The following is a 20833-nucleotide window of genomic DNA, read 5'->3' on the forward strand; positions in this document are numbered from 1 at the left end:
GAACACGCGACGCGCTTTCGCGCGCCGGCCGCTCGCGAGGCATGCACTCGCCATGGCGGTGATCATCGGCTGTCAAACAGGCATCGCCTTCGCGCAGGATGCGCCGCAAACGCCACCGGCCGACCAGGCAGCGCAAACCGCGCCGCCCGCGACGGAGAAATCGAAAACCGCCACGCTGGAGACGGTGACCGTCACCGCGCAGAAGCGCGCCGAAGACCTGCAGAAGGTGCCGATCAGCATCCAGGCGATCAGCAGCGAGACGCTGGAGCAACACCAGGTCTCCAACTTCCAGGACTACGTGAAGCTGCTGCCCAGCGTCACCTTCGGCACCGCCGGCGGCGGCGTGTTCTCCGGCCCGGGCTTCCTGCAGGTGTACATGCGCGGCGTGGCCAGCGGCGGCGACGGCAACCATTCCGGTTCGCAGCCCAGCGTGGGCGTGTACCTCGACGAGCAGCCGATCACCACGATCACCGGCGCGCTCGACGTCCACATGTACGACATCGCGCGCGTCGAAGCGCTCGCCGGCCCGCAGGGCACGCTGTACGGCGCGAGCTCGCAGTCGGGCACGCTGCGCATCATCACCAACAAGCCGGATGCCTCGGGCTTCGCCGCGAGCGCCGCGGCCGAAGTCAACGTGGTCCAGGACGGCGGCCTCGGCCACGTGCTCGAAGGCATGGTCAACGTGCCGATCGCGAAGAACGCCGCGGTGCGCGTCGTGGGCTGGAACCGCCATGACGCCGGTTACGTCGACAACCGCCCCGGCACGCGCGTGTTCCCGACCTCGGGCATCGTGCAGAACAACGACATCCTGGCCGACGACAACTACAACGAAGCCAACGCCACCGGTGCGCGCGTCGCGCTGAAGTGGGACATCACCGACGAGTGGTCGATCACGCCGATGCTCATGGGCCAGCGCCAGACGGCGCGCGGCAGCACCGGCTGGGATCCGAGCGTCGGCGAGTTCCAGGTCAACCACGCCTATCCCGAATCCTCGGAAGACAAGTGGAACCAGGCCTCGCTGACGGTGCAGGGCAAGATCGGCAACTTCGACATCACCTACGCCTTCGGCCACCTCAACCGCAACGTCGAATCGGAAGCCGACTACAGCGACTACGGCTTCTGGTACGACACGCTGCGCGGTTACGGCTCGTACTTCTACGACGACGACGGCGCGCTGGTGAATCCTTCGCAGTACATCCAGGCGAAGGACGCGTATCGCATGACCAGCCACGAGCTGCGCATCGCTTCGCCGGGCGAGGATCGCCTGCGGTTCGTCGGCGGCCTGTTCTGGCAGCAGCACAAGCACGACATCGAACAGCGCTACAAGATCGACGGGCTGGCCACCGTGCTGTCGGTCGGCGGCTGGGAAGACACGATCTGGCTGACCGAGCAGGATCGCGAAGACCAGGACGAAGCGGTGTTCGGCGAACTCACCTTCGACATCACCGATGCCTGGCACGTCACCGCCGGTGGCCGCTGGTTCCGTGCACGCAACAGCCTGAAGGGCTATTACGGGTTCGGCATCGGCTACTCCTCGGGCGGCGATCCGCCGTACGGTGAAGGCGCGTGCGTGGCCCAGTACGGGGCCGATCGCGCGAACTGGGTGCCGTACGAAGGGGCGCCTTGCCTGGTCAACGATCGCGAAGTGCGCGAGTCCGGTTCGCTCGGCCGCTTCAACGTGACCTGGGACATCAGCGATACCAAGCTGGTGTACGGCACGTATTCGGAAGGCTACCGCCCGGGCGGCATCAACCGCCGCGGTTCGGTGCCGCCGTACGTGTCGGATTACCTGAAGAACTACGAGCTCGGCTGGAAGACGATGTGGCTGGACAAGCGCCTGGCGTGGAACGGCGCGGTGTTCCACCAGAAGTGGGACGACTTCCAGTTCTCGTATCTCGGCGCGAACGGCCTGACGGAAATCCGCAATGCGGGTGCCGCCAAGATCGACGGTCTGGAAATGGAACTGCAGTGGGCCATGACCTACAACTTCATGCTCACCGGCGGCGTGGCGTTCTACGACGCGAAGTTGTCGGAGGACTACTGCGGTTACGGCGATCTCGCGGGCAACCCGATCAGCTTCTGTCCGCCGGGCTCGATCGTCCCGTCGACGGGCGAGGTCAACACCATCGGCCCGCAGGCGGTGAAGGGCGATCGTTTGCCGATCACGCCGCGCTTCAAGGGCAACCTCACGGGTCGTTACACGTGGGACGTCGGGCAATACGAGGCCTACGCGCAGGGTGCGCTCTTCCACGTGGGCGATCGCACGGTGGACCTGCGCGATCTCGAACGCGGCGTGCTGGGCAACGATTTCAGCTTCACCCCGTACCAGCACCTGGATGCCTACACGACGCTGGACGTGTCGGCGGGCTTCCAGCGCGGTGCGTGGAAGCTGGACTTCTTCGTCCGCAACGTCACCAACGAGCTGGGCGACCTGACCCACTTCGCCGAGTGCAACATCGCGGTGTGCGGCGCCGAGCCGTACACGGTCAGCACCCCGCCGAGGACCTTCGGCGTGCGCTGGTCGCGCGATTTCTAAAGCAACTCCCGGAAGTACTCCCTCCCCTGCAAACGCAGGGGAGGGCCGGGGAGGGGTGCAGTGTTTCCCCCACGCCCCTAAACTCCCTGCACCACAGGGGAGCCCCACCGCATGACCGCCAGCACGCCGCTCGTCGTCACCTTCGCCATCTACCTGCTCGCGATGGTCACCATCGGCGTGGTCGCGTGGCGATCGACCAAGAGTTTCGACGACTACATCCTCGGCGGACGTTCGCTGGGCAGTTACGTCACGGCGCTGTCCGCCGGTGCATCCGACATGAGCGGCTGGTTACTGCTCGGGCTGCCGGGTGCGCTGTACCTGGGCGGATTGTCGGAAGGCTGGATCGCCGTCGGCCTGATCCTCGGCGCGTGGGCCAACTGGAAATTCGTCGCAGGCCCCTTGCGCGTGTACACCGAGCGCACGAAGAACGCGCTCACGCTGCCCGATTACTTCACCCATCGCTTCGACGATCGCTCGCGCATCCTGCGCGTGTTGTCGGCGCTGGTGATCCTGGTGTTCTTCGCCGTGTACTGCGCCAGCGGCATCGTGGCCGGCGCGCGCCTGTTCGAAAGCGTGTTCGGCGTGCCCTACGCGCAGGCGCTGTGGTGGGGCGCGGCGGCGACGATCCTCTACACGCTGGTCGGCGGCTTCCTCGCGGTGAGTTGGACCGACACGGTGCAAGCGACGCTGATGATCTTCGCCCTGGTGCTGACGCCGGTGGTGGTCATCATCGGCACCGGCGGATTCGACGAGAGCATGACGCTGATCCGTTCGATCGATCCGGCGAAGCTCGATCCCTTCAAGGGTAGCGCGATCGGCTTCGTCGGCATCGTGTCCCTGCTGGCGTGGGGCCTGGGCTATTTCGGGCAGCCCCACATCCTGGCGCGCTTCATGGCGGCCGACGACCTGCGCACGATTCCCAAGGCGCGCCGCATCGGCATGACCTGGATGGTGCTGTGCCTGTTCGGCGCGATGGCGGTGGGCTTCTTCGGCGTGGCGTATTTCGCCGGCCATCCGGGCGTCGAGCCGGTGACCGCGAACCCCGAGCGCGTCTTCATCGTGCTGTCGAACTTGTTGTTCAATCCGTGGATCGCCGGCGTGCTGTTGTCGGCGATTCTCGCGGCGATCATGAGCACGCTGTCGTGCCAGTTGCTCGTGTGTTCGAGCGCGTTGACCGAAGACTTCTACAAGGGCTTCCTGCGGCCGAAGGCTTCGCAGCGCGAACTGGTGTGGTTCGGTCGCGCGATGGTGCTCGCGGTGTCGTTGCTCGCCATCTGGATCGCGCGCGATCCCGACTCGCGCGTGCTCGGCCTGGTCAGCTATGCGTGGGCGGGCTTCGGCGCGGCGTTCGGGCCGGTCGTGTTGTTCTCGCTGTTCTGGTCGCGCATGACGCGCAACGGCGCGCTCGCGGGCATGATCGTCGGTGCGGTCACGGTCATTGCGTGGAAGCAGATCGCGGTGGATCAGTACGGCAGCGCGTTGTACGAAATGGTGCCGGGCTTCGCCGCGGCGTCGGTCGCCATCGTGCTGGCCAGCCTGTTCGATCGCGTGCCGGTGGAATCGGTGCGCGCCACCCACGCGCAGGTGCACGCCGCACTCGGCGAGAACGGCTACTGAGCGATGGAGGACCGCCGCCCGCGCGCGCTCGCCATCGCGGGCCCGACGGCATCGGGCAAGACCGCGTTCGCGCTGGAGTGCGCGGCGCGGTTCGACGGGGAAATCGTCAGCGTCGATTCGGCGCTGGTCTATCGCGGACTGGAGATCGGCGCGGCCAAGCCTTCGCCTGAAGAGCGCGCGCAGGTGCCGCATCACCTGATCGACGTGCGCGATCCGTGGGAAACGTACTCCGCCGCCGATTTCGCGCGCGATGCGCGGACGGCGATCGAAGACATCCTCGCGCGCGGAAAGACGCCCATCCTCGCCGGCGGCACCGGCCTGTATTTCCATGCCTTGTTGCACGGGCTGGCGCCGATGCCCGAGGCCGATCCGATGTTGCGCGCGGCGATCGCGGAAGAGGCCGCGCGCGTGGGTTGGCCCGCGGTGCATGCCGAACTCGCGCGCGTGGATCCGGACGCCGCGCGCCGCATCCACGCCACCGATCCCCAACGCATCCAGCGCGCGCTGGAGGTGTATCGCGCGAGCGGGCGCCCGATTTCCGAATGGCAGCGCACGCATGTCGGCGATCGCCTGCCCGTGCGCGTGTTCAAGCTGGTGCTCGCGCCGCGCGAACGCGCGGTGCTGCACGAACGCATCGCTCGCCGTTTCGACGCGATGCTCGATGCCGGATTCCTCGACGAAGTGCGCCGCCTGCGGTCGCTTCCCGAACTCCAGCGCCATCCCGCGCCCCTGGATCTTCCGGCGATCCGCGCCGTCGGCTACCGACAGGCCTGGGAATTTCTCGAAGGGCAGGGCGACGCGACCACCTTCCGCGAACGTGCCATCGCCGCCACCCGCCAACTCGCCAAACGCCAATGGACCTGGCTGCGGGGCGAGCTCGACGCGGTCTGGCGCGATCCGGCGACCGACGGGCGCGATCTGCGCGAGCTCACCGAATCCTTCCTGGCCTGACGGCCTCCATCCCCCTTCCCAAGGGGGATCGAGCGCGCAACGCGCTCGAGGGGGATCAAACAGCGACGAATCCGGGACCTCCGTCATGCGCGCCCCAACCGGCTGTGCGTGTACGATTCGGCTGTCGCCGCCGCGGGGAGTTGCGGGTCGGGCGATGCGCGGCGGTTTGCCGCGTTCGGCACACTGACAACAACAATTGGGGAAACACCCATGTCCAAGGGCCAATCTTTGCAGGATCCTTTCCTGAACGCGCTGCGCCGCGAGCGCGTCCCGGTCTCCATCTACCTGGTCAACGGCATCAAGCTCCAGGGCACGATCGAGTCCTTCGACCAGTTCGTCGTCCTGCTGCGCAACACCGTCAGCCAGATGGTCTACAAGCACGCGATCTCCACCGTCGTGCCGGCGCGCAACGTGCGCGTGGGCCCGGGCGGCGGCTACGTGCAGGCCGCCGACGGCAGCACCGAAGACACCGGCGCGGACGAGGAACAGTAAACACTGCCGTGCCTTTCGCACGATGTGGTGTAAAACCCCTGCATGTTCGAACGTAGCAAGAAGGGCGAGACCGCCCTGCTGATCCAGCCGCATGCCGGTGGCCCGCCCGACGAAGGCGCCGTGGAAGAGTTCGCCGACCTGGCGCGCTCGGCGGGGGCGCGCGTGGCGCACATGCTCACCGCGCGCATCGACCGGCCCAATCCCGCCACCCTCATCGGCAGCGGCAAGCTCGAAGAGGTGAAGGCAGCGGCCGACGCGACCGGCGCCGACCTCGTCCTCGTCAACCATCCGCTGACGCCCGGGCAGGAACGCAACCTGGAAAAGGCGCTGGAGCGGCGTGTCGTCGATCGCACCGGCCTAATCCTGGACATCTTCGCCCAGCGTGCGCGCAGCCACGAAGGCAAGCTGCAGGTCGAGCTGGCGCAATTGCGCCACATGGCCACGCGCCTGGTGCGCGGGTGGACCCACCTGGAACGCCAGCGCGGTGGTTCGATCGGCCTGCGGGGCCCCGGCGAAACGCAGCTGGAAACCGACCGCCGCCTGCTGCAGAAGCGCGTCGAACAACTGCAGAAGCGCCTGGAAAAAGTGGAAGTGCAGCGCACGCAGATGCGTCGCGCGCGCGTGCGCAGCGAACTGCCGCGCGTGGCATTGGTCGGTTACACCAACGCGGGCAAGTCGACGCTGTTCAACGCGCTCACCGGTGCCGATGCGTACGCGGCGGACCTGCTGTTCGCCACGCTCGATCCCACCGTGCGCCGCATCGCGCTGCCGGGCGGTTCGGTCGTCCTCGCCGACACCGTCGGCTTCGTGCGCGACCTGCCGCACGAACTGGTCGCCGCCTTCCGTTCGACCCTGGCCGAAGCCCGCGAAGCCGACTTGCTGCTGCACGTGATCGACGCCGCCGACCCGCTGCGCGACGAACGCATCGCGCAGGTCGATTCGGTGCTCGAGGAAATCGGCGCGGGTGAGATCCCGCAATTGCTCGTTTACAACAAGATCGATCGCATCGAAGGCGCGCAAGCGCGCCACGACCTGCCGACCGACGGCCACGACCACGCCCATCCCCGCGCCCCGCGCGAACGCGTGTGGCTCTCCGCGCGCGACCGCGATGGGCTCGACCTGCTGCGCGACGCCCTCGGCGCGCGCCTGGGCCTGCGCCGCGTCTCCGGCGAAGTGCAACTGCCCGCGGGCGCCGGGCGGCTGCGGGCGCGCCTGCACGAACTCGGGGCGGTGCTCGCCGAGCATCACGACGAACACGGCTGGACCCTGAGCCTGGACCTCGCGCAGGCCGATGCCGAGCGCATCGTGGCCCATGCCTACGGGGAACCCTTACGGCCGCTCTTGCTTGAGGGCGTCTCGGCCCCAACTTGAGTCGGGTCCGATAGAATCGGCCGGTTCGCGCGCGCAAAACGCGTGCCGGCCTCCGGCGGGGGAGTCTCCCCGCGGCCCACAGGAGCGTGCATGGCCTGGAATACCCCCGGCGGTCCGTCGAACAAGGACGGTCGCAACCCCTGGCAGAAGCGTGGCGGCGGCGGTTTCGACCGCTACCTCGAACCCCTGCGCGGCCTCTTCGGGGGCAATGGCGGCGGCATCGGCCGCTGGGTCGCCGTCCTGCTGGTCCTGTGGCTGGCCTTCAACACCTTCGTGCTGGTGACCGAGCAGCAGCGCGGCGTCGTGCTGCGCTTCGGCCAGTTCGCCCGCGTGCTGCAGCCGGGCCCGCACTTCAAGTGGCCGTGGCCGATCGAACGCGTCACCAAGGTCGAGGCCACGCAGATCCGCACCTTCAACGAGACCGTGCCGGTGCTCACGCGCGACGAGAACATCGTGCGCGTGGAAATCAACGTGCAGTACTCCGTCGCCGACCCGCAGCTGTACCTGTTCAGCAGTCGCGATGCCGGGCGCGTGCTCGAGCAGGCGGCGCTCAGCACCGTGCGCGAGCAGGTGGGCCGCTCCACGCTGGATACGGTACTCGGTGCGCGCGGCGCCTTGTCGGTGACCGCCAAGCAGCGCCTGCAGGCCTCGCTGGACGCCTACAAGACGGGCTTGTTCGTTTCCGAGCTCAACCTGCCCAACGCACGTCCGCCGGATGAAGTGAAACCCGCCTTCGACGACGTCAACAGCGCGCAGCAGGACAAGGACCGCACGACGAGCGAAGCACAGGCGTACGCGGCGAAGGTCGTGCCCGAAGCGCGTGGCCAGGCCGCGCAGATCCGCACCGGCGCGCAGGGCTATCGCACCGCGATCATCGCGCGCGCCACGGGCGACGCGACGCGTTTCTCGCTGCTCGTCGACCAGTACAAGGGCGCGCCCGAAGTGACGCGCAAGCGCCTGTGGCTGGAAACGCTGCAGGAAGTGTTTTCGAAGAACCGCAAGATCGTGGGCGACGGCCGCCAGTTGCTCTACGTGCCGCTGGGCGCGCAAAACGCCGCGGGCGCGGCCAACCCGCCGGCCGTCGTGCCGTTGGATTCGGTGGCGCCGACCGTCGAAACGCTCGGCCCCGAGGGCCGCCCGACGCGTAACCCGCGCACCGGCCGCGAGGAGGAATCGCGATGAGGTTTCCCGTCTGGATCCCGCTGCTTGTCGCAGCGCTGCTCGCACTGCTCGGTTCGGTGTTCACCGTGCGGGAAGGCGAGGGCGCGATCGTGCTCAACCTCGGCCGCGTCGTGCGCACCGACATCGGCCCCGGCCTCCACTTCAAGTGGCCGCTGGTCGAGTCCAAGCTCGTCTTCGACCGCCGCCTCACCGTGTTCGACTCCGATCCGGAGCGCTACCTCACCGCCGAAAAGAAGGACATCAGCGTCGACTTCTTCGCGATCGGCCGCATCGAGGACCTGCGCACCTTCTATCGCTCGACCAACGGCGACGAGCAGACCGCGGTCCTGCGCCTGGCGCCGATCATCCGCGACTCGCTGCGCAACGAGATCAACGCGCGCACGCTGTCGCAGGTGGTGTCCGGCGACCGCGCGCAGATCGTCGACAGGCAGCTGGCGGCGATCAACCGCGGCGCCGCCTCGCTCGGCGTGCGCATCGTCGACCTGCGCATCAAGAAGATCGACCTGCCCACCGACAGCGAAGTCATCGGCAACGTGTACAGCCGCATGCGCGCCCAGCGCCAGCAGGTGGCCAGCCGCCTGCGCGCCGAGGGCGAGGAGCAGGCGCGCCAGATCCGCGCCAATGCCGACCGCGATCAGGTGGTGATCGTGGCCGACGCCGAGCGCGATGCGCAGAAGCTGCGCGGTGAAGGCGACGCCGAGGCCGCACGCCTGTACGCGCAGGCCGCCAACCGCGACCCGGGCTTCTTCGCCTTCCAGCGCAGCCTGGAGGCCTACCAGGCTGCGTTCCGCGATGGCTCGACGGTGATCTCGCTCGACAAGGACGATCCCTTCCTGCAGTACATGAAAGACGACCGTTAAGGCGTCGTCACGAATCCGGGGTTACGGCGAGCCGCCGAATCCCGGATAATCCACAAAAGCCGGACGGGCCCTCAGCCCTCCGGCTTTTTCCGTGAAAAGCGGACCGGTTAAACCAAGGAGCGAAGCCGTGGGCCAGTCAGTTGTCGTACTCGGGGCCCAGTGGGGCGATGAAGGCAAGGGCAAGATCGTCGACCTGCTGACCGAGGAAATCGGCGCCGTCGTGCGCTTCCAGGGCGGCCACAACGCTGGCCACACGCTCGTCATCAACGGCAAGAAGACCGTCCTGCACCTGATTCCGTCCGGCATCCTGCGCCCCGATGCGCTGTGCCTGATCGGCAACGGCGTGGTGCTGCATCCCGGCGCGCTGCGCAAGGAAATCGACGAACTCGAAGCCACCGGCGTGGACGTGCGTTCGCGCCTGAAGATCAGCCCGGCGACGCCGATCATCATGCCGTACCACATCGCGCTGGATCAGGCCCGGGAAAAGGCCGCCGGCGGCAAGGCCATCGGCACCACCGGCCGCGGCATCGGGCCGGCATACGAAGACAAGGTCGCGCGCCGCGGCATCCGCGTGGCCGACCTGAGCTATCCGAAGGAACTCGCGGAGAAGCTGCGCGAGACGCTCGACTATCACAACTTCGTGCTGACGCAGTATTTGAAGGTCGAACCCGTCGACTTCCAGAAGACGCTCGATGAAGCGCTCGCCTTCGGCGAATACGTCGACCCGATGAAGTCCGACGTCGCCGGCATCCTCCACGAGCTCCGCAAGCAGGGCAAGCGCGTGATGTTCGAAGGCGCGCAGGGTTCGCTGCTCGACATCGACCACGGCACGTATCCGTACGTGACCTCGTCGAACACCACCGTCGGCGGCGCGCTCGCCGGCACGGGCGTCGGCGCCGATGCGATCGACTACGTGCTCGGCATCGCGAAGGCCTACGCCACGCGCGTGGGCGGCGGCCCGTTCCCGACCGAACTCGACGACGCCGTCGGCCAGGGCATCCGCGATCGCGGCCAGGAATACGGCGCCACCACCGGCCGCCCGCGTCGTTGCGGTTGGATGGACATCGTCGCGCTCAAGCGCGCGGTGGCGATCAACGGCATCACCGGCCTGTGCATCACCAAGCTCGACATCCTCGACGGGATGGAGAAGCTGAAGATCTGCATCGCCTACGAATACCGCGGCAAGCGCACCGAATACGCGCCGCTGGATGCCGCCGGCTGGGAAGAATGCACGCCGGTCTACCTCGAGTTCCCCGGCTGGGACGAATCCACGCACGGCGTCACCGAGTGGGAAAAGTTGCCGGCCGCCGCGCGTGCATACCTGCGCGCGCTGGAAGAACTCGCCGGTTGCCCGCTGGCCATCGTGTCGACCGGCCCGGACCGCGACGCGACCATCGTGTTGCAGGATCCCTTCGCGTAAGCGTCGTCCTCACGGCCGGGCCCGCAGGCTCGGCCGATGGACCTCAAATCCGGTTATCCCTATTGGGCCGTCAAGAACGGCCTGATGGCGACCTTCCCGGCATTGCAGCGCGACCTGCGCTGCGATGTCGCGATCATCGGCGCGGGCATCACCGGCGCATTGATCGCACGCGTGTTCGCCGCGAACGGATACGACACCTGCATCGTCGAACACCGCGACGTGGGCTGGGGCAGCACGGCGGCGAGCACGGCGCTGCTGCAATACGAAATCGACACGCATCTCACCGAGCTGACGAAGCGCTACGGTGAAGACGATGCCGCGCTCGCATATCACGCATGCGTGCAAGCGGTCGACGAAGTGACCGACATCGCGCGCGAAATCCGCGACGTCGGATTCGCACGCGCCCAGTCCCTGTATTACGCGAGCAAAGCCCGACACGTGCGTGGCCTGCGCGATGAACTCCATGCGCGGCGCCGCATCGGCATCGACGTGCGGTGGCTATCGCGCGAACGCCTGCAGGACGACTACGGCATCGACGCAGCCGGCGCCTTGCTGAGCGGCCACGCCGCGCGCGTGGATCCCTATCGCATGGCCTCGCGCTTGCTGCAACGCCTCGCGGGCAAAGGCGTAGCGATCTACGACCGCACGACGGTGCGCGAATTGCATCCGACCGCGCGCCGCGTCGTGCTCGACATCGCGAACGGCACGCGCATCACCGCCGACCACGTCATCGTCGCCGCGGGCTACGCCGCGCAGCAGTGGATCCCGCAACGCGTGGCGGCCAACCGCAGCAGCTATGCCTTCATCAGCGATCCGCTCGACGCGACAGGGCTGGGGCGCATCGCCGACACCGTCGTCTGGGAAACCGCGCGCCCGTACCTGTACATGCGCAGCACCGAAGATGGCCGCGTGCTCGTCGGCGGCGAGGACGATCGCGTCGACATCCCGCAACGCCGCGATCGCCGCGTCGATGCCAAGGCGCGAAAGTTGGTGAAAGGCGTGCGAGCGGCGATGCCGAACCTCCCGGAGCTGGCCCCCGCATTCGCCTGGGCCGGTACGTTCGCCGAAACGAAGGATGGATTGCCGTTCTTCGGCCCGCACGAGGCGCTCGGGCCGCGCGTGCAATTCGCGATGGCGTATGGCGGGAATGGCATCACGTATTCGGTGTTGGGTGGGGCGTTGCTGCGCGCGCATGTGGAGCGGCGGGCGCATCCGTTGAAGCGGTTGTTCGGGTTCGAGCGGTTGGGCTAGGCTTTTCGCGATGAAGACGCGCAAACGCTCCCCCGAAGACTTCGTCCGCGTCCGCGGCGCGCGCGAACACAACCTCAAGGACATCGACGTCGACGTGCCGCGCGATGCGCTCGTCGTGTTCTCCGGCGTCTCGGGTTCCGGCAAGTCGTCGCTCGCTTTCGGCACGCTGTATGCCGAAGCGCAGCGACGTTATTTCGAATCGGTCAATCCTTACGCCCGGCGGCTGATCGACCAGGTCGGCATTCCCGATGTCGACAGCATCGAAGGATTGCCGCCGGCGGTCGCGTTGCAGCAGCAGCGCGGGACGCCGAGCGTGCGTTCGTCCGTCGGCAGCGTCACCACGTTGTCGAGCCTCGTGCGCATGTTGTACTCGCGCGCTGGCGACTATCCGTCGAAACAGCCGATGTTGTACGCGGAGGATTTCTCGCCGAACACGGCGCAGGGCGCGTGCCCCGAGTGCCACGGCCTCGGCAACGTGTACGCGGTGACCGAAGCGTCGATGGTGCCCGATCCTTCGCTCACCATCCGCGAGAAGGCGATCGCCGCCTGGCCGCCCGCGTGGCACGGGCAGAACCTGCGCGACATCCTGGTGACGCTCGGCTACGACGTCGACATCCCGTGGCGCGATCTGCCGAAGAAGGACCGCGACTGGATCCTCTTCACCGAGGAACAGCCCGTCGCGCCGGTCTATCCCGGATTCACGCCGAAGGAAACCCGCGCCGCGGTGCGCCGCAAGGAAGAGCCCGCGTACATGGGCACCTTCATGGGCGCGCGCAAATACGTGCGGCATACCTTCGCGACCACGCAGAGCGCGACGATGAAAAAGCGCGTCGCGCGCTTCATGGTCGGCAGCGTGTGCCCGGTGTGCGAAGGAAAGCGGCTGAAGCGCGAGGCCCTGTCGGTGAAATTCGCCGGACTGGATATCGCCGAGCTCACCGCGCTGTCGCTCGACCGCATGGCCGACGCGCTGAAGCCGGCGGTGAAGGGTGTCGCGCGCCTGTCGGAAGAAAAACGCATTGCGGCACAACGGCTCGCGGAAGACCTCGTCGATCGCATCGGCACGCTGCAGGCGCTCGGCCTGGGCTACCTCGCGATGGATCGCACGACACCGACCTTGTCGCCCGGCGAGTTGCAACGCCTGCGCCTGGCCACGCAAATCCGTTCGCATCTGTTCGGCGTGGTGTATGTGCTCGACGAACCTTCGGCCGGCCTGCATCCGGCGGACAGCGAAGCCCTGCACAAGGCGCTCGACCAGTTGCGCGCGGCCGGCAACACGATCTTCGTCGTCGAACACGACCTGGACATGATGCGTCGCGCCGATTGGCTCATCGATGTCGGGCCCGATGCCGGGCAGCACGGTGGCCAGATTCTCTACAGCGGTCCGCCGGAAGGCCTCGCGCAGGTCAAGGCGTCGCACACACGGTGTTATTTGTTCGGCGAAGCGATCCCCGTGCATCGCGATCGCCGCGCGCCGCAAGCCTGGCTCGAACTCGCGCATGTCTCGCGCAATAACCTGCATGCGCTGGATGCACGCTTCCCGCTGGGCGTCTTCACCGCGGTGACCGGCATCTCCGGTTCCGGCAAGTCCAGTTTGGTGAGCCAGGCGCTGGTCGATCTGATCGCCGCGCACCTGGGCACCGCACCCGAGGCGGAGGAAGAGGAAAGCGAGGTTCCCACCGTCGTGCAAGAGACAACGGGCCGCATCGCCTCCGGTGCGGAGGCGATCCGGCGCCTGGTCAACGTCGACCAGAAGCCCATCGGCCGCACGCCGCGTTCGAACCTCGCGACGTACACCGGTCTGTTCGACCACGTGCGCAAGTTGTTCGCCGCGACGAAAGCCGCGAAGGCGCGCAAATACGACGCCGGCCAGTTTTCATTCAACGTCGCCAAGGGCCGTTGCCCGACGTGCGAAGGCGAAGGCTTCGTCAGCGTCGAGCTGCTGTTCATGCCCAGCGTCTTCGCGCCGTGCCCGACCTGCCACGGCGCGCGCTACGACAAGAAGACGCTGGAGATCCAATGGCAGGGGAAGAACATCGCGCAAGTCCTGCACATGACCGTCGACGAAGCACTCGCCTTCTTCCAGGACGAGCCGCACCTGCACAAACCACTTGCGTTGCTGCACGACATCGGCCTGGGTTACCTGCGCCTCGGACAACCGGCGACCGAACTCTCCGGCGGCGAAGCGCAACGCATCAAGCTGGCGACCGAACTGCAACGCAGCCAACGCGGCGACACGCTGTACGTGCTCGACGAACCGACGACGGGCCTGCATCCGGCCGACGTCGATCGGCTGATGCGCCAGCTGCATGGCCTCGTCGATGCGGGCAATACCGTCATCGTCGTCGAGCATGAAATGCGCGTGGTCGCCGATGCCGATTGGGTCGTCGACGTGGGCCCCGGGGCAGGGGAGGCGGGCGGGCGGATCGTCGCGACGGGGACGCCGGAGGCAGTGGCGAAGGCCAAACGCAGCCGGACTGCCCCCTATCTTGCGCATGCACTCGCCCCCGCAATTGCGAGGTAACAAGGACTTACGGATCAAGGTCGCGTGAAACATGACTTCCGGCGGTGGGGCCGATGCGTCCGCCCCTTCACCATCGACCTGTTCCGCCCGCAGGGGCGGCTTCCCGAATCCCCAAGGATCCACGCATGCGTCGTCTTCTCGTTTCCGCCATCGCGATCGCCCTGGCCGGCGCCACCCTCGACGCCGCCGCGCAAACCGCTGCGCCCCACGTCGCACCGCCCGTCACGGACGCGACCACGCAACTCCCGCGCAACGTGCGTCCGACCAACTACACCATCGCCATCGTGCCGCACGCGGAGAAGATGAGCTTCGACGGCAAGATCTCCATCGCAGTGGATGTGCTGGAACCCACCGACAAGATCGTGCTCAACGCGGTGGACATGACCTTCGCCAATTCGGTCCTGAACCCGCGCAACGGCAAGGTGCAGAAGCCCAAGGTCAGCATCGATGCCGCATCGCAGACCGCGACCTTCACCTTCGACAAGCCGCTGCCGGCCGGGCAGTACCTGCTGTCGACCGACTACACCGGCAAGATCGGCACGCAGGCCAACGGCCTGTTCGCGATCGACTACGAAAACAAGGACGGCAAGCAGCGCGCGTTGTACACGCAGTTCGAAGCCTCCGATGCGCGCAAGTTCATCCCGTCCTTCGACGAGCCCAACCACAAGGCGGTGTTCGACCTGAGCGCCGACGTGCCGGCCAAGCAGATGGCCGTGAGCAACATGCCCATCGCCGAGTCGAAGGACCTGGGCAACGGCCTGAAGCGCGTGAAGTTCCAGACCTCGCCGAAGATGTCGACCTACCTGCTGTTCTTCGGCGTGGGCGACTTCGACCGCGCGACGAAGATGCAGGGCGTAACCGAACTGGGCGTGGTCACCCAGCGCGGCGTGTCGGACCAGGCGAAGTTCGCGCTGGATTCGGCGGCCGACGTGCTCAAGGAATACAACGATTACTTCGCCACGCCCTATCCGCTGCCCAAGCTCGACAACGTCGCCTCGCCGGGCCGCAGCCAGTTCTTCGGCGCGATGGAAAACTGGGGCGCGATCTACACCTTCGAATATGCGCTGCTGCTCGATCCGTCGATCTCCACGCAGTCCGACAAGCAGGGCGTGTTCTCGATCGCCGCGCATGAAATGGCGCACCAGTGGTTCGGCGACCTGGTCACGATGAGCTGGTGGGACGACCTGTGGCTCAACGAAGGCTTCGCCACGTGGATGGCCGCGCGCACCACGCAGAAGCTGCATCCGGAATGGAACACGGTGCTCGGCAAGGTCGGCCAGCGTGAAGCGGCGATGGGCCTGGACTCGGTGGCCACCACGCACCCGGTCGTGCAGAAGGTCGAAACCGTCGAACAGGCCGCGCAGGCCTTCGACTCGATCACCTACCAGAAGGGCAGCGCCGTCATCGGCATGCTCGAAGGCTACGTCGGCGGCGATGCATGGCGCGACGGCGTGCGTGCGTACATGAAGACGCACGCCTACGGCAACACGAAGTCCGACGATCTCTGGAACGCGGTGCAGACCGCGTCGGGCGTGCCGATCGTCGACATCGCGCACGACTTCACGCTGCAGCCGGGCATTCCGCTGATCCGCGTGGAATCGGCCACGTGCAAGGCCGGCAAGACCACGCTGCAACTCAAGCAGGGCGAGTTCACCAAGGACCGCGCCGACAAGCAGCCGCTGACCTGGCGCGTGCCGGTGATCGCGCAGAGCATCGGCGGGCAGCCGGTGCGCACGCTCGTGCAGGGCGGCGCGGCCTCGCTGGAAGTGCCCGGTTGCGGCCCGGTCGTCGTCAACGCGGGGCAGAGCGGTTACTACCGCACGCTGTACACGCCGCAGCAGTTCGCGCAGTTGCGCGACGGCTTCACCAAGCTCGCGCCGATCGACCAGCTCGGCATGATGAACGACGTGTGGTCGCTCGGCATGGCCGGCCTGCAGTCCTCTTCGGATTTCCTGGACCTGGCGATGCGCGTCCCGGCCGATGCCGATCCGCAGATCTGGGGCGATGTCGCCGACAGCCTGGCCTCGCTCGACCGCTATTACGCGGGCGATGCGCAGCGCCAGGCGCGTTACCGCAAGTTCGCGATCAAGACCCTGCGCCCGGTGATGGAACGCGTGGGTTGGGAAGCGAAGGCGGGCGAAGCCGATCCGGTCGCGATCCTGCGCACCGATCTGATCGGCACGCTGTCGCAGCTCGGCGACGAGCAGGTGGTGAACGAAGCGCGTCGTCGTTTCGCCGCATCGGACAGCGATCCGAAGGCGATGCCGGCGCCGCTGCGTCGCACGATCCTCGGCGTCGTCGCCGCACACGCCGATGCCGCGACCTGGGACAAACTGCACGCGATGGCGAAGGCCGAAAAGACGCCGCTCGTGCGCGACCAGCTGTACACGATGCTCTCCATCGCGCAGGACCCGGCGATTTCGCAGCGCGCGCTGGACCTGGCGCTCACCGACGAACCGGGCGAGACCAACAGCGCCGGCATGATCAGCGCGGTCTCGCGCGAGCACCCCGACCAGGCCTTCGACTTCGCCATGGCGCACCAGGCGGAAGTCGGCAAGCGCGTGGACTCGACCTCGTCGAGCCGCTATTACCCGGGCCTGGCGAGCTCCTCGCTGGATCCGGCGATGGTCGGCAAGCTGCGCGCGTACGCCGACAAGAACATCGCCGCCAGCTCGCGTCGCCCGACCGACACGGCGATCGCGAACATCGAGTACCGCATGAAGATCCGCACCGAACGCCTGGCGCAGATCGACGCGTGGCTGGGAAAGAACGGCGGCTGATCCCGGGGCGTTGACGGGAATCCGGGAACGGGAAACGGGGGTTGACCCCTCGTTTCCCGTTTCTCGTTATAAATAGCCAATCCGTTCTGGCGAGGGGCCATCCTCACTGTCATGAACGCCACGCTCGGTCGTCTCACGTTTCTTGCCTTGCTGTGCGCGGGCATGGCGCACGCGCAGGCGCCGCAGGCGGCGTCCACGCGCGCGCTCGCCGCACAGGCGCAGGCCCTGCGCGTGCAACTCGGACCGCCGACGGACACCGTCGCCGAAGACCGGCCCGGCTTCCTCCGCCGCCAGTTGCTCGCCTCGCTCGAACGCCGCCAGGACATGGTGCGCGCGATGGCCGACGTCGAGCGCCTGTCCGTGACGCCCGGGGCCGTCGCGCGGCCCGGCAGCCTGCTCGCGCTCGATGACTTGCGGCGCGAGATCCAGCGCCTCGACGCGGATCTGACCAGCGGACGCCGACGCATCGCACTGCTCGAACAGGAACGCACGTCCACCGCCACGCAACTCACCGACAAGGTGGCGGCCGAACGCACCCTGATCGATGCGCGTGCCAACGCCGATGCGATCGCGCTGGCGAAACTCGAAACGCAACTCACCGAATCGGCGACCGCCGAAGTCGACCAGATGCTGCACCTGCTCGCCCTGCAGCAGAAGTTGGCGCAGACGCAACGCGACGCGATCGCCCATGTGCTGGCGTCGTCGAACATGAGGAACGTCGGCGTGACGCCGCACGATGCCGCCGCGGTCGATGCGCGTTTGCGTGCTTCCGGTGCCGCACTGCGCCGCCGCATGGCCGCGGCGACGACCGAACGCGAACGTGCGCGCGCCGATCTCGCGGCGGACGGCACTGGTGCCTCGGTGCTGAAACTCGAAGCGATGAAGGAACGCGTCGCCAATGCCGACATCGACATCGAACTCACGCGCGAAGCCCTGACCAACCTGGCGACCGAACAACTCGCCTGGCAGATGGCGATCCGCATCTATCGCGACCACGACGAAAGCGCGATCGTCGAAGCGCGCCGCTACGGGCCGACGCTCGTCGAACGGCTCGAGCGACGTCGCGATTTCCTGGCGGCCATGTCCGACCAGGTGCTCGCGCGCAGCGGGGGCCTGTCGACCGAACTTGCGCAGAATCCCACGGCACCGGATGCGGCCGACAAGCGCGCCCTGCGCGACGTGTTCGACCGGCGCCTGCAGATGGTGCAGCGGGCACGCTTCGACGAATCGCGCCTGATCGACCTGATCGGCCGCATGCGCGAGGACTTCGACGCGCGCGCGAGCGCGTATGGATGGCACGAGCGCCTCGGCCTGGCCTGGGCCTTCGCCCGCGATGCGATCGCGCGCGCCTGGTCCTTCGAATTGTTCACCGTCAACCAGACCGTCGAGGTCGACGGCCGGAAGACCGAAGTGCCGCGCGGCGTCACGGTCGGCAAGGTCGTACAGGCGCCGTTGTTGCTCGTCATCGGCCTGTTCGTGGCGATGAAACTCACGTCGTGGTGGGAGCGCTGGTTGCATCGCCGCCGCGGGCTGGACGAAGGGCGCGCGCGCCTGATGCGGCGCTGGGCGCTGGCATTGCTCATCGCGGCCTGCGTGCTGGCAAGTCTGGCGATCGCCGGGATTCCGCTTGCGGCCTTCGCCTTCATCGGCGGCGCGGTCGCGATCGGTATCGGCTTCGGCATGCAGGCATTGTTCAAGAACCTGATCAGCGGCGTGCTCGTGCTCGTCGAACGCCCGTTCCGGCTCGGCGACGTGATCGAAGTCGGCGCCTTGCGCGGCATGGTCGTCGACATCGACCTGCGCACGTCGGTAGTGCGCGATGCAGACGGCGCCGACACGCTGATTCCGAATTCCGTGTTGATGGAAGAGAACGTCAAGAACGTCACCTATCGCACGCGCGTCCAACGCCAATCCCTGAGCGTCGTGCTCGATGGCGACTCCGAGCCCCGCGCGGTGATCGACGCGATGCGCGCGGCGGCGCAACGCCACGGGCAATTGGTGGAGGATCCCGAACCCACCGTGCTGCTCGAGGATTTCGCGGACAACGGGCTGCGTTTCACCCTGCATTACTGGATCGAACTGGTGCCCGGCATGGACCGCAGGCGCATCGCCAGCGACCTGCGCATGATGTTGCTGGGCGCGTTCGAAGACGCCGGCATCAAGCTGGCACCGCCGCCGATCATGCGTTAGCCGGCTACAAGCGCTCCGTCGGTTCCAGCGCCGCGACTTCCGCTGGCGGACACACCCGCATCCGCGCATTGACCTGCATTTCCCAACGCCAGAACGCCCATCCCAGGAAGGAGAACACCGCCGCGCCCAGCGCCAGGGTCACTGCATGGTGGCTGAGCAACGGCGACAGCACGCCGGCGATCACCGCGTTCGACACCAGGCCCGTGAAGGCCTGCAAGGACGAGGCGCTGCCGCGCTGCCGCGGATACATGTCGAGGATCGCGAGGGTGAGGATCGGAAACACCAGCGCGATGCCGAAGGAGTTGAGCATCATCGGCAACACGGCCCACGGCACGGTGGGCACGTCGATGGACAGGTTGTAGGCGATGTTCAGGGCCGCGGCCAGGCCGCAGCACGCGAAACCGATGCGCACCTGCGTGGTGCCATCGACGCGCCCGGCGATTCGGCCGGACGTGAACGCGCCGAGCATCATGCCGCTGATCATCGGCACGAAGAACCAGGCGAAGCTGCGTTCGTCCAGGTGCAGCAGGTCCAGCACGAAGGCGGGCGCGGAGGCGATGTACAGGAACAACGCACCGAAGTTGAACGTGCCCGCCGCCGCCAACCGCTGGAAGCGCGGATTGAGGAAGATCGCGACGTAATTGCGCAGCAACGGCTTCGCGCGCAAGGGAAGGCGCGCCGGTTGCGGGTGTGTTTCGGGCAGCGCGAACAGCGTGGCGAACCACAACAGGATCGAGAAGGCGACGAGGAACCAGAAGATCACCGGCCACGCCGACCAACCGAGGATCCAACCGCCGATCACCGGTGCGATCGCCGGCGCGATGCCGAAGATCATCGAGACCTGGCTCATCAGGCGCTGCGCATCGTTGCCTTGCAGCACGTCGCGGATCACCGCGCGCCCGACGATGAGCCCGACGCCCGCGCTCAATCCCTGCAACGCGCGGAACCAAAGCAGCGTGGTCAGGTCGCGCGAGAGCGCACAACCGGCGGAGGCGAGCGCGAAAACGAACAGGCCGCCGAGGATCACGCGGCGGCGGCCGATCGCATCCGACAACGGCCCGTGCACCAGGCTCATGAGCGCATAGGCGATCAGGTAGACGGAGATCGTCTGCTGCATGGCGACCTTGTCGGCCGCCAGCTGCGCGCCCATCTGCGGGAACGCAGGGAAGATCGTGTCGATCGAGAACGGGCCGAACATCGCCAGCCCGCCCAGCAACAGTGCGAGGCGCCGCGTGGAGATCGCCTTCCCTGGCGCGGCATCCACGATCAGCGTTCCTCTTCTTCCTCGTGCTGCTCATCGCGCACGGCGACATCCAGCGTGCACGACTGCGCGCCGGCCGCGGCGGTGCAGGTGCATTTGCCTTCGTCGAGCAGTTCGCGCGCGCGGCCCTGCGACTTGCCTTGCTTGGTCCAGTCGCGCGCCTGCTTGTTGGCGGCGGCGCAGGCGGACTTTTCGTCCGCGCCCTGGGCGGTGAAGGACTTGCGGGCGTCCTGCGCGTGCGCGAAAGGCACGGCGAGCAGGACGGCGGAGATGGCAACGGTGACGGCGGTCAGGCGCATGGCGGACACCCCTGGTCGGAAGCAAGCGCTGGCGATCCAGCGCCGCGCATTCTACGAACCGGCCGCGTGCCGCGACATGAACGCCATCACGCGCGCGCAGTG

The 20833-nt window shown here is 67.4% G+C and carries 14 protein-coding genes; 12 read left to right on the top strand and 2 right to left on the bottom strand.

Annotation, left to right across the window (positions count from 1 at the left end; genetic code table 11):
* The first annotated feature begins 52 nt into the window (after positions 1 to 52).
* The 12 genes from AC1DOM_RS14265 (at position 53) to AC1DOM_RS14320 (ending at position 19171) form a co-directional block, all read left to right on the top strand.
* Entirely contained in the window at positions 53 to 2536 is a 2484-nt protein-coding gene (locus tag AC1DOM_RS14265; RefSeq protein ID WP_498964421.1) for a TonB-dependent receptor, read from the top strand.
* 111 nt (positions 2537 to 2647) lie between these two features.
* Entirely contained in the window at positions 2648 to 4153 is a 1506-nt protein-coding gene (putP, locus tag AC1DOM_RS14270; RefSeq protein WP_498964423.1) for a sodium/proline symporter PutP, read from the top strand.
* Between the two features lie 3 nt (positions 4154 to 4156).
* Positions 4157 to 5104: a tRNA (adenosine(37)-N6)-dimethylallyltransferase MiaA gene (gene miaA, locus AC1DOM_RS14275; RefSeq protein ID WP_498964425.1), complete on the top strand. Its 948-nt coding sequence runs from the start codon at positions 4157 to 4159 to the stop codon at positions 5102 to 5104.
* Between the two features lie 210 nt (positions 5105 to 5314).
* Complete coding sequence (gene hfq / locus AC1DOM_RS14280; RefSeq protein ID WP_498964427.1) at positions 5315 to 5596, top strand: RNA chaperone Hfq; 282 nt, start codon at positions 5315 to 5317, stop codon at positions 5594 to 5596.
* A 42-nt stretch (positions 5597 to 5638) separates the two neighbouring features.
* On the top strand, positions 5639 to 6967 hold the full coding sequence (gene hflX, locus AC1DOM_RS14285; RefSeq protein ID WP_498964429.1) for a ribosome rescue GTPase HflX: 1329 nt from the start codon (positions 5639 to 5641) through the stop codon (positions 6965 to 6967).
* A 90-nt stretch (positions 6968 to 7057) separates the two neighbouring features.
* Positions 7058 to 8149, top strand: coding sequence for an FtsH protease activity modulator HflK (hflK, locus tag AC1DOM_RS14290; protein WP_498964430.1), 1092 nt, complete (start codon positions 7058 to 7060; stop codon positions 8147 to 8149).
* Entirely contained in the window at positions 8146 to 9009 is an 864-nt protein-coding gene (gene hflC, locus AC1DOM_RS14295) for a protease modulator HflC (RefSeq protein WP_498964432.1), read from the top strand. The genes hflK and hflC overlap by 4 nt, the downstream gene beginning before the upstream one ends.
* Before the next feature lie 127 nt (positions 9010 to 9136).
* Complete coding sequence (locus AC1DOM_RS14300; RefSeq protein WP_498964434.1) at positions 9137 to 10429, top strand: adenylosuccinate synthase; 1293 nt, start codon at positions 9137 to 9139, stop codon at positions 10427 to 10429.
* 36 nt (positions 10430 to 10465) lie between these two features.
* Positions 10466 to 11680 (top strand): NAD(P)/FAD-dependent oxidoreductase, encoded by a 1215-nt coding sequence (locus AC1DOM_RS14305; protein ID WP_498964436.1) that lies wholly within the window; start codon positions 10466 to 10468, stop codon positions 11678 to 11680.
* Positions 11681 to 11690: 10 nt separating this feature from the next.
* Positions 11691 to 14201 carry an excinuclease ABC subunit UvrA gene (gene uvrA / locus AC1DOM_RS14310; RefSeq protein ID WP_498964438.1) on the top strand — a complete coding sequence of 837 codons (2511 nt, stop codon included), beginning with the start codon at positions 11691 to 11693 and terminating at the stop codon, positions 14199 to 14201.
* Between the two features lie 125 nt (positions 14202 to 14326).
* On the top strand, positions 14327 to 16981 hold the full coding sequence (locus AC1DOM_RS14315) for a M1 family metallopeptidase (protein WP_498964440.1): 2655 nt from the start codon (positions 14327 to 14329) through the stop codon (positions 16979 to 16981).
* 111 nt (positions 16982 to 17092) lie between these two features.
* Positions 17093 to 19171, top strand: a complete 2079-nt coding sequence (locus tag AC1DOM_RS14320) for a mechanosensitive ion channel family protein (protein WP_498964442.1) — start codon at positions 17093 to 17095, stop codon at positions 19169 to 19171.
* 4 nt (positions 19172 to 19175) lie between these two features.
* Here AC1DOM_RS14320 and AC1DOM_RS14325 read toward each other — a convergent pair whose 3' ends face one another.
* Together AC1DOM_RS14325 and AC1DOM_RS14330 are read right to left on the bottom strand one after the other, a co-directional pair.
* Positions 19176 to 20435 (bottom strand): multidrug effflux MFS transporter, encoded by a 1260-nt coding sequence (locus tag AC1DOM_RS14325; protein ID WP_498964444.1) that lies wholly within the window; start codon positions 20433 to 20435, stop codon positions 19176 to 19178.
* Positions 20436 to 20437: 2 nt separating this feature from the next.
* Positions 20438 to 20731 (bottom strand): hypothetical protein, encoded by a 294-nt coding sequence (locus tag AC1DOM_RS14330; protein ID WP_498964446.1) that lies wholly within the window; start codon positions 20729 to 20731, stop codon positions 20438 to 20440.
* Positions 20732 to 20833 lie beyond the last annotated feature (102 nt).

It is taken from the genome of Lysobacter sp. P5_B12 (genome assembly GCF_056400425.1).

What these genes read in the sequence shown, in the direction of transcription:
- putP (WP_498964423.1), top strand. Translation starts at nt 2,648, where the DNA reads ATGACCGCCAGCACGCCGCTCGTCGTCACCTTCGCCATCTACCTGCTC.
- miaA (WP_498964425.1), top strand. Translation starts at nt 4,157, where the DNA reads ATGGAGGACCGCCGCCCGCGCGCGCTCGCCATCGCGGGCCCGACGGCA.
- hflX (WP_498964429.1), top strand. Translation starts at nt 5,639, where the DNA reads ATGTTCGAACGTAGCAAGAAGGGCGAGACCGCCCTGCTGATCCAGCCG.
- AC1DOM_RS14315 (WP_498964440.1), top strand. Translation starts at nt 14,327, where the DNA reads ATGCGTCGTCTTCTCGTTTCCGCCATCGCGATCGCCCTGGCCGGCGCC.
- AC1DOM_RS14265 (WP_498964421.1), top strand. Translation starts at nt 53, where the DNA reads ATGGCGGTGATCATCGGCTGTCAAACAGGCATCGCCTTCGCGCAGGAT.
- AC1DOM_RS14330 (WP_498964446.1), bottom strand. Translation starts at nt 20,731, where the DNA reads ATGCGCCTGACCGCCGTCACCGTTGCCATCTCCGCCGTCCTGCTCGCC.
- AC1DOM_RS14305 (WP_498964436.1), top strand. Translation starts at nt 10,466, where the DNA reads ATGGACCTCAAATCCGGTTATCCCTATTGGGCCGTCAAGAACGGCCTG.
- hfq (WP_498964427.1), top strand. Translation starts at nt 5,315, where the DNA reads ATGTCCAAGGGCCAATCTTTGCAGGATCCTTTCCTGAACGCGCTGCGC.
- hflC (WP_498964432.1), top strand. Translation starts at nt 8,146, where the DNA reads ATGAGGTTTCCCGTCTGGATCCCGCTGCTTGTCGCAGCGCTGCTCGCA.
- hflK (WP_498964430.1), top strand. Translation starts at nt 7,058, where the DNA reads ATGGCCTGGAATACCCCCGGCGGTCCGTCGAACAAGGACGGTCGCAAC.
- uvrA (WP_498964438.1), top strand. Translation starts at nt 11,691, where the DNA reads ATGAAGACGCGCAAACGCTCCCCCGAAGACTTCGTCCGCGTCCGCGGC.
- AC1DOM_RS14320 (WP_498964442.1), top strand. Translation starts at nt 17,093, where the DNA reads ATGAACGCCACGCTCGGTCGTCTCACGTTTCTTGCCTTGCTGTGCGCG.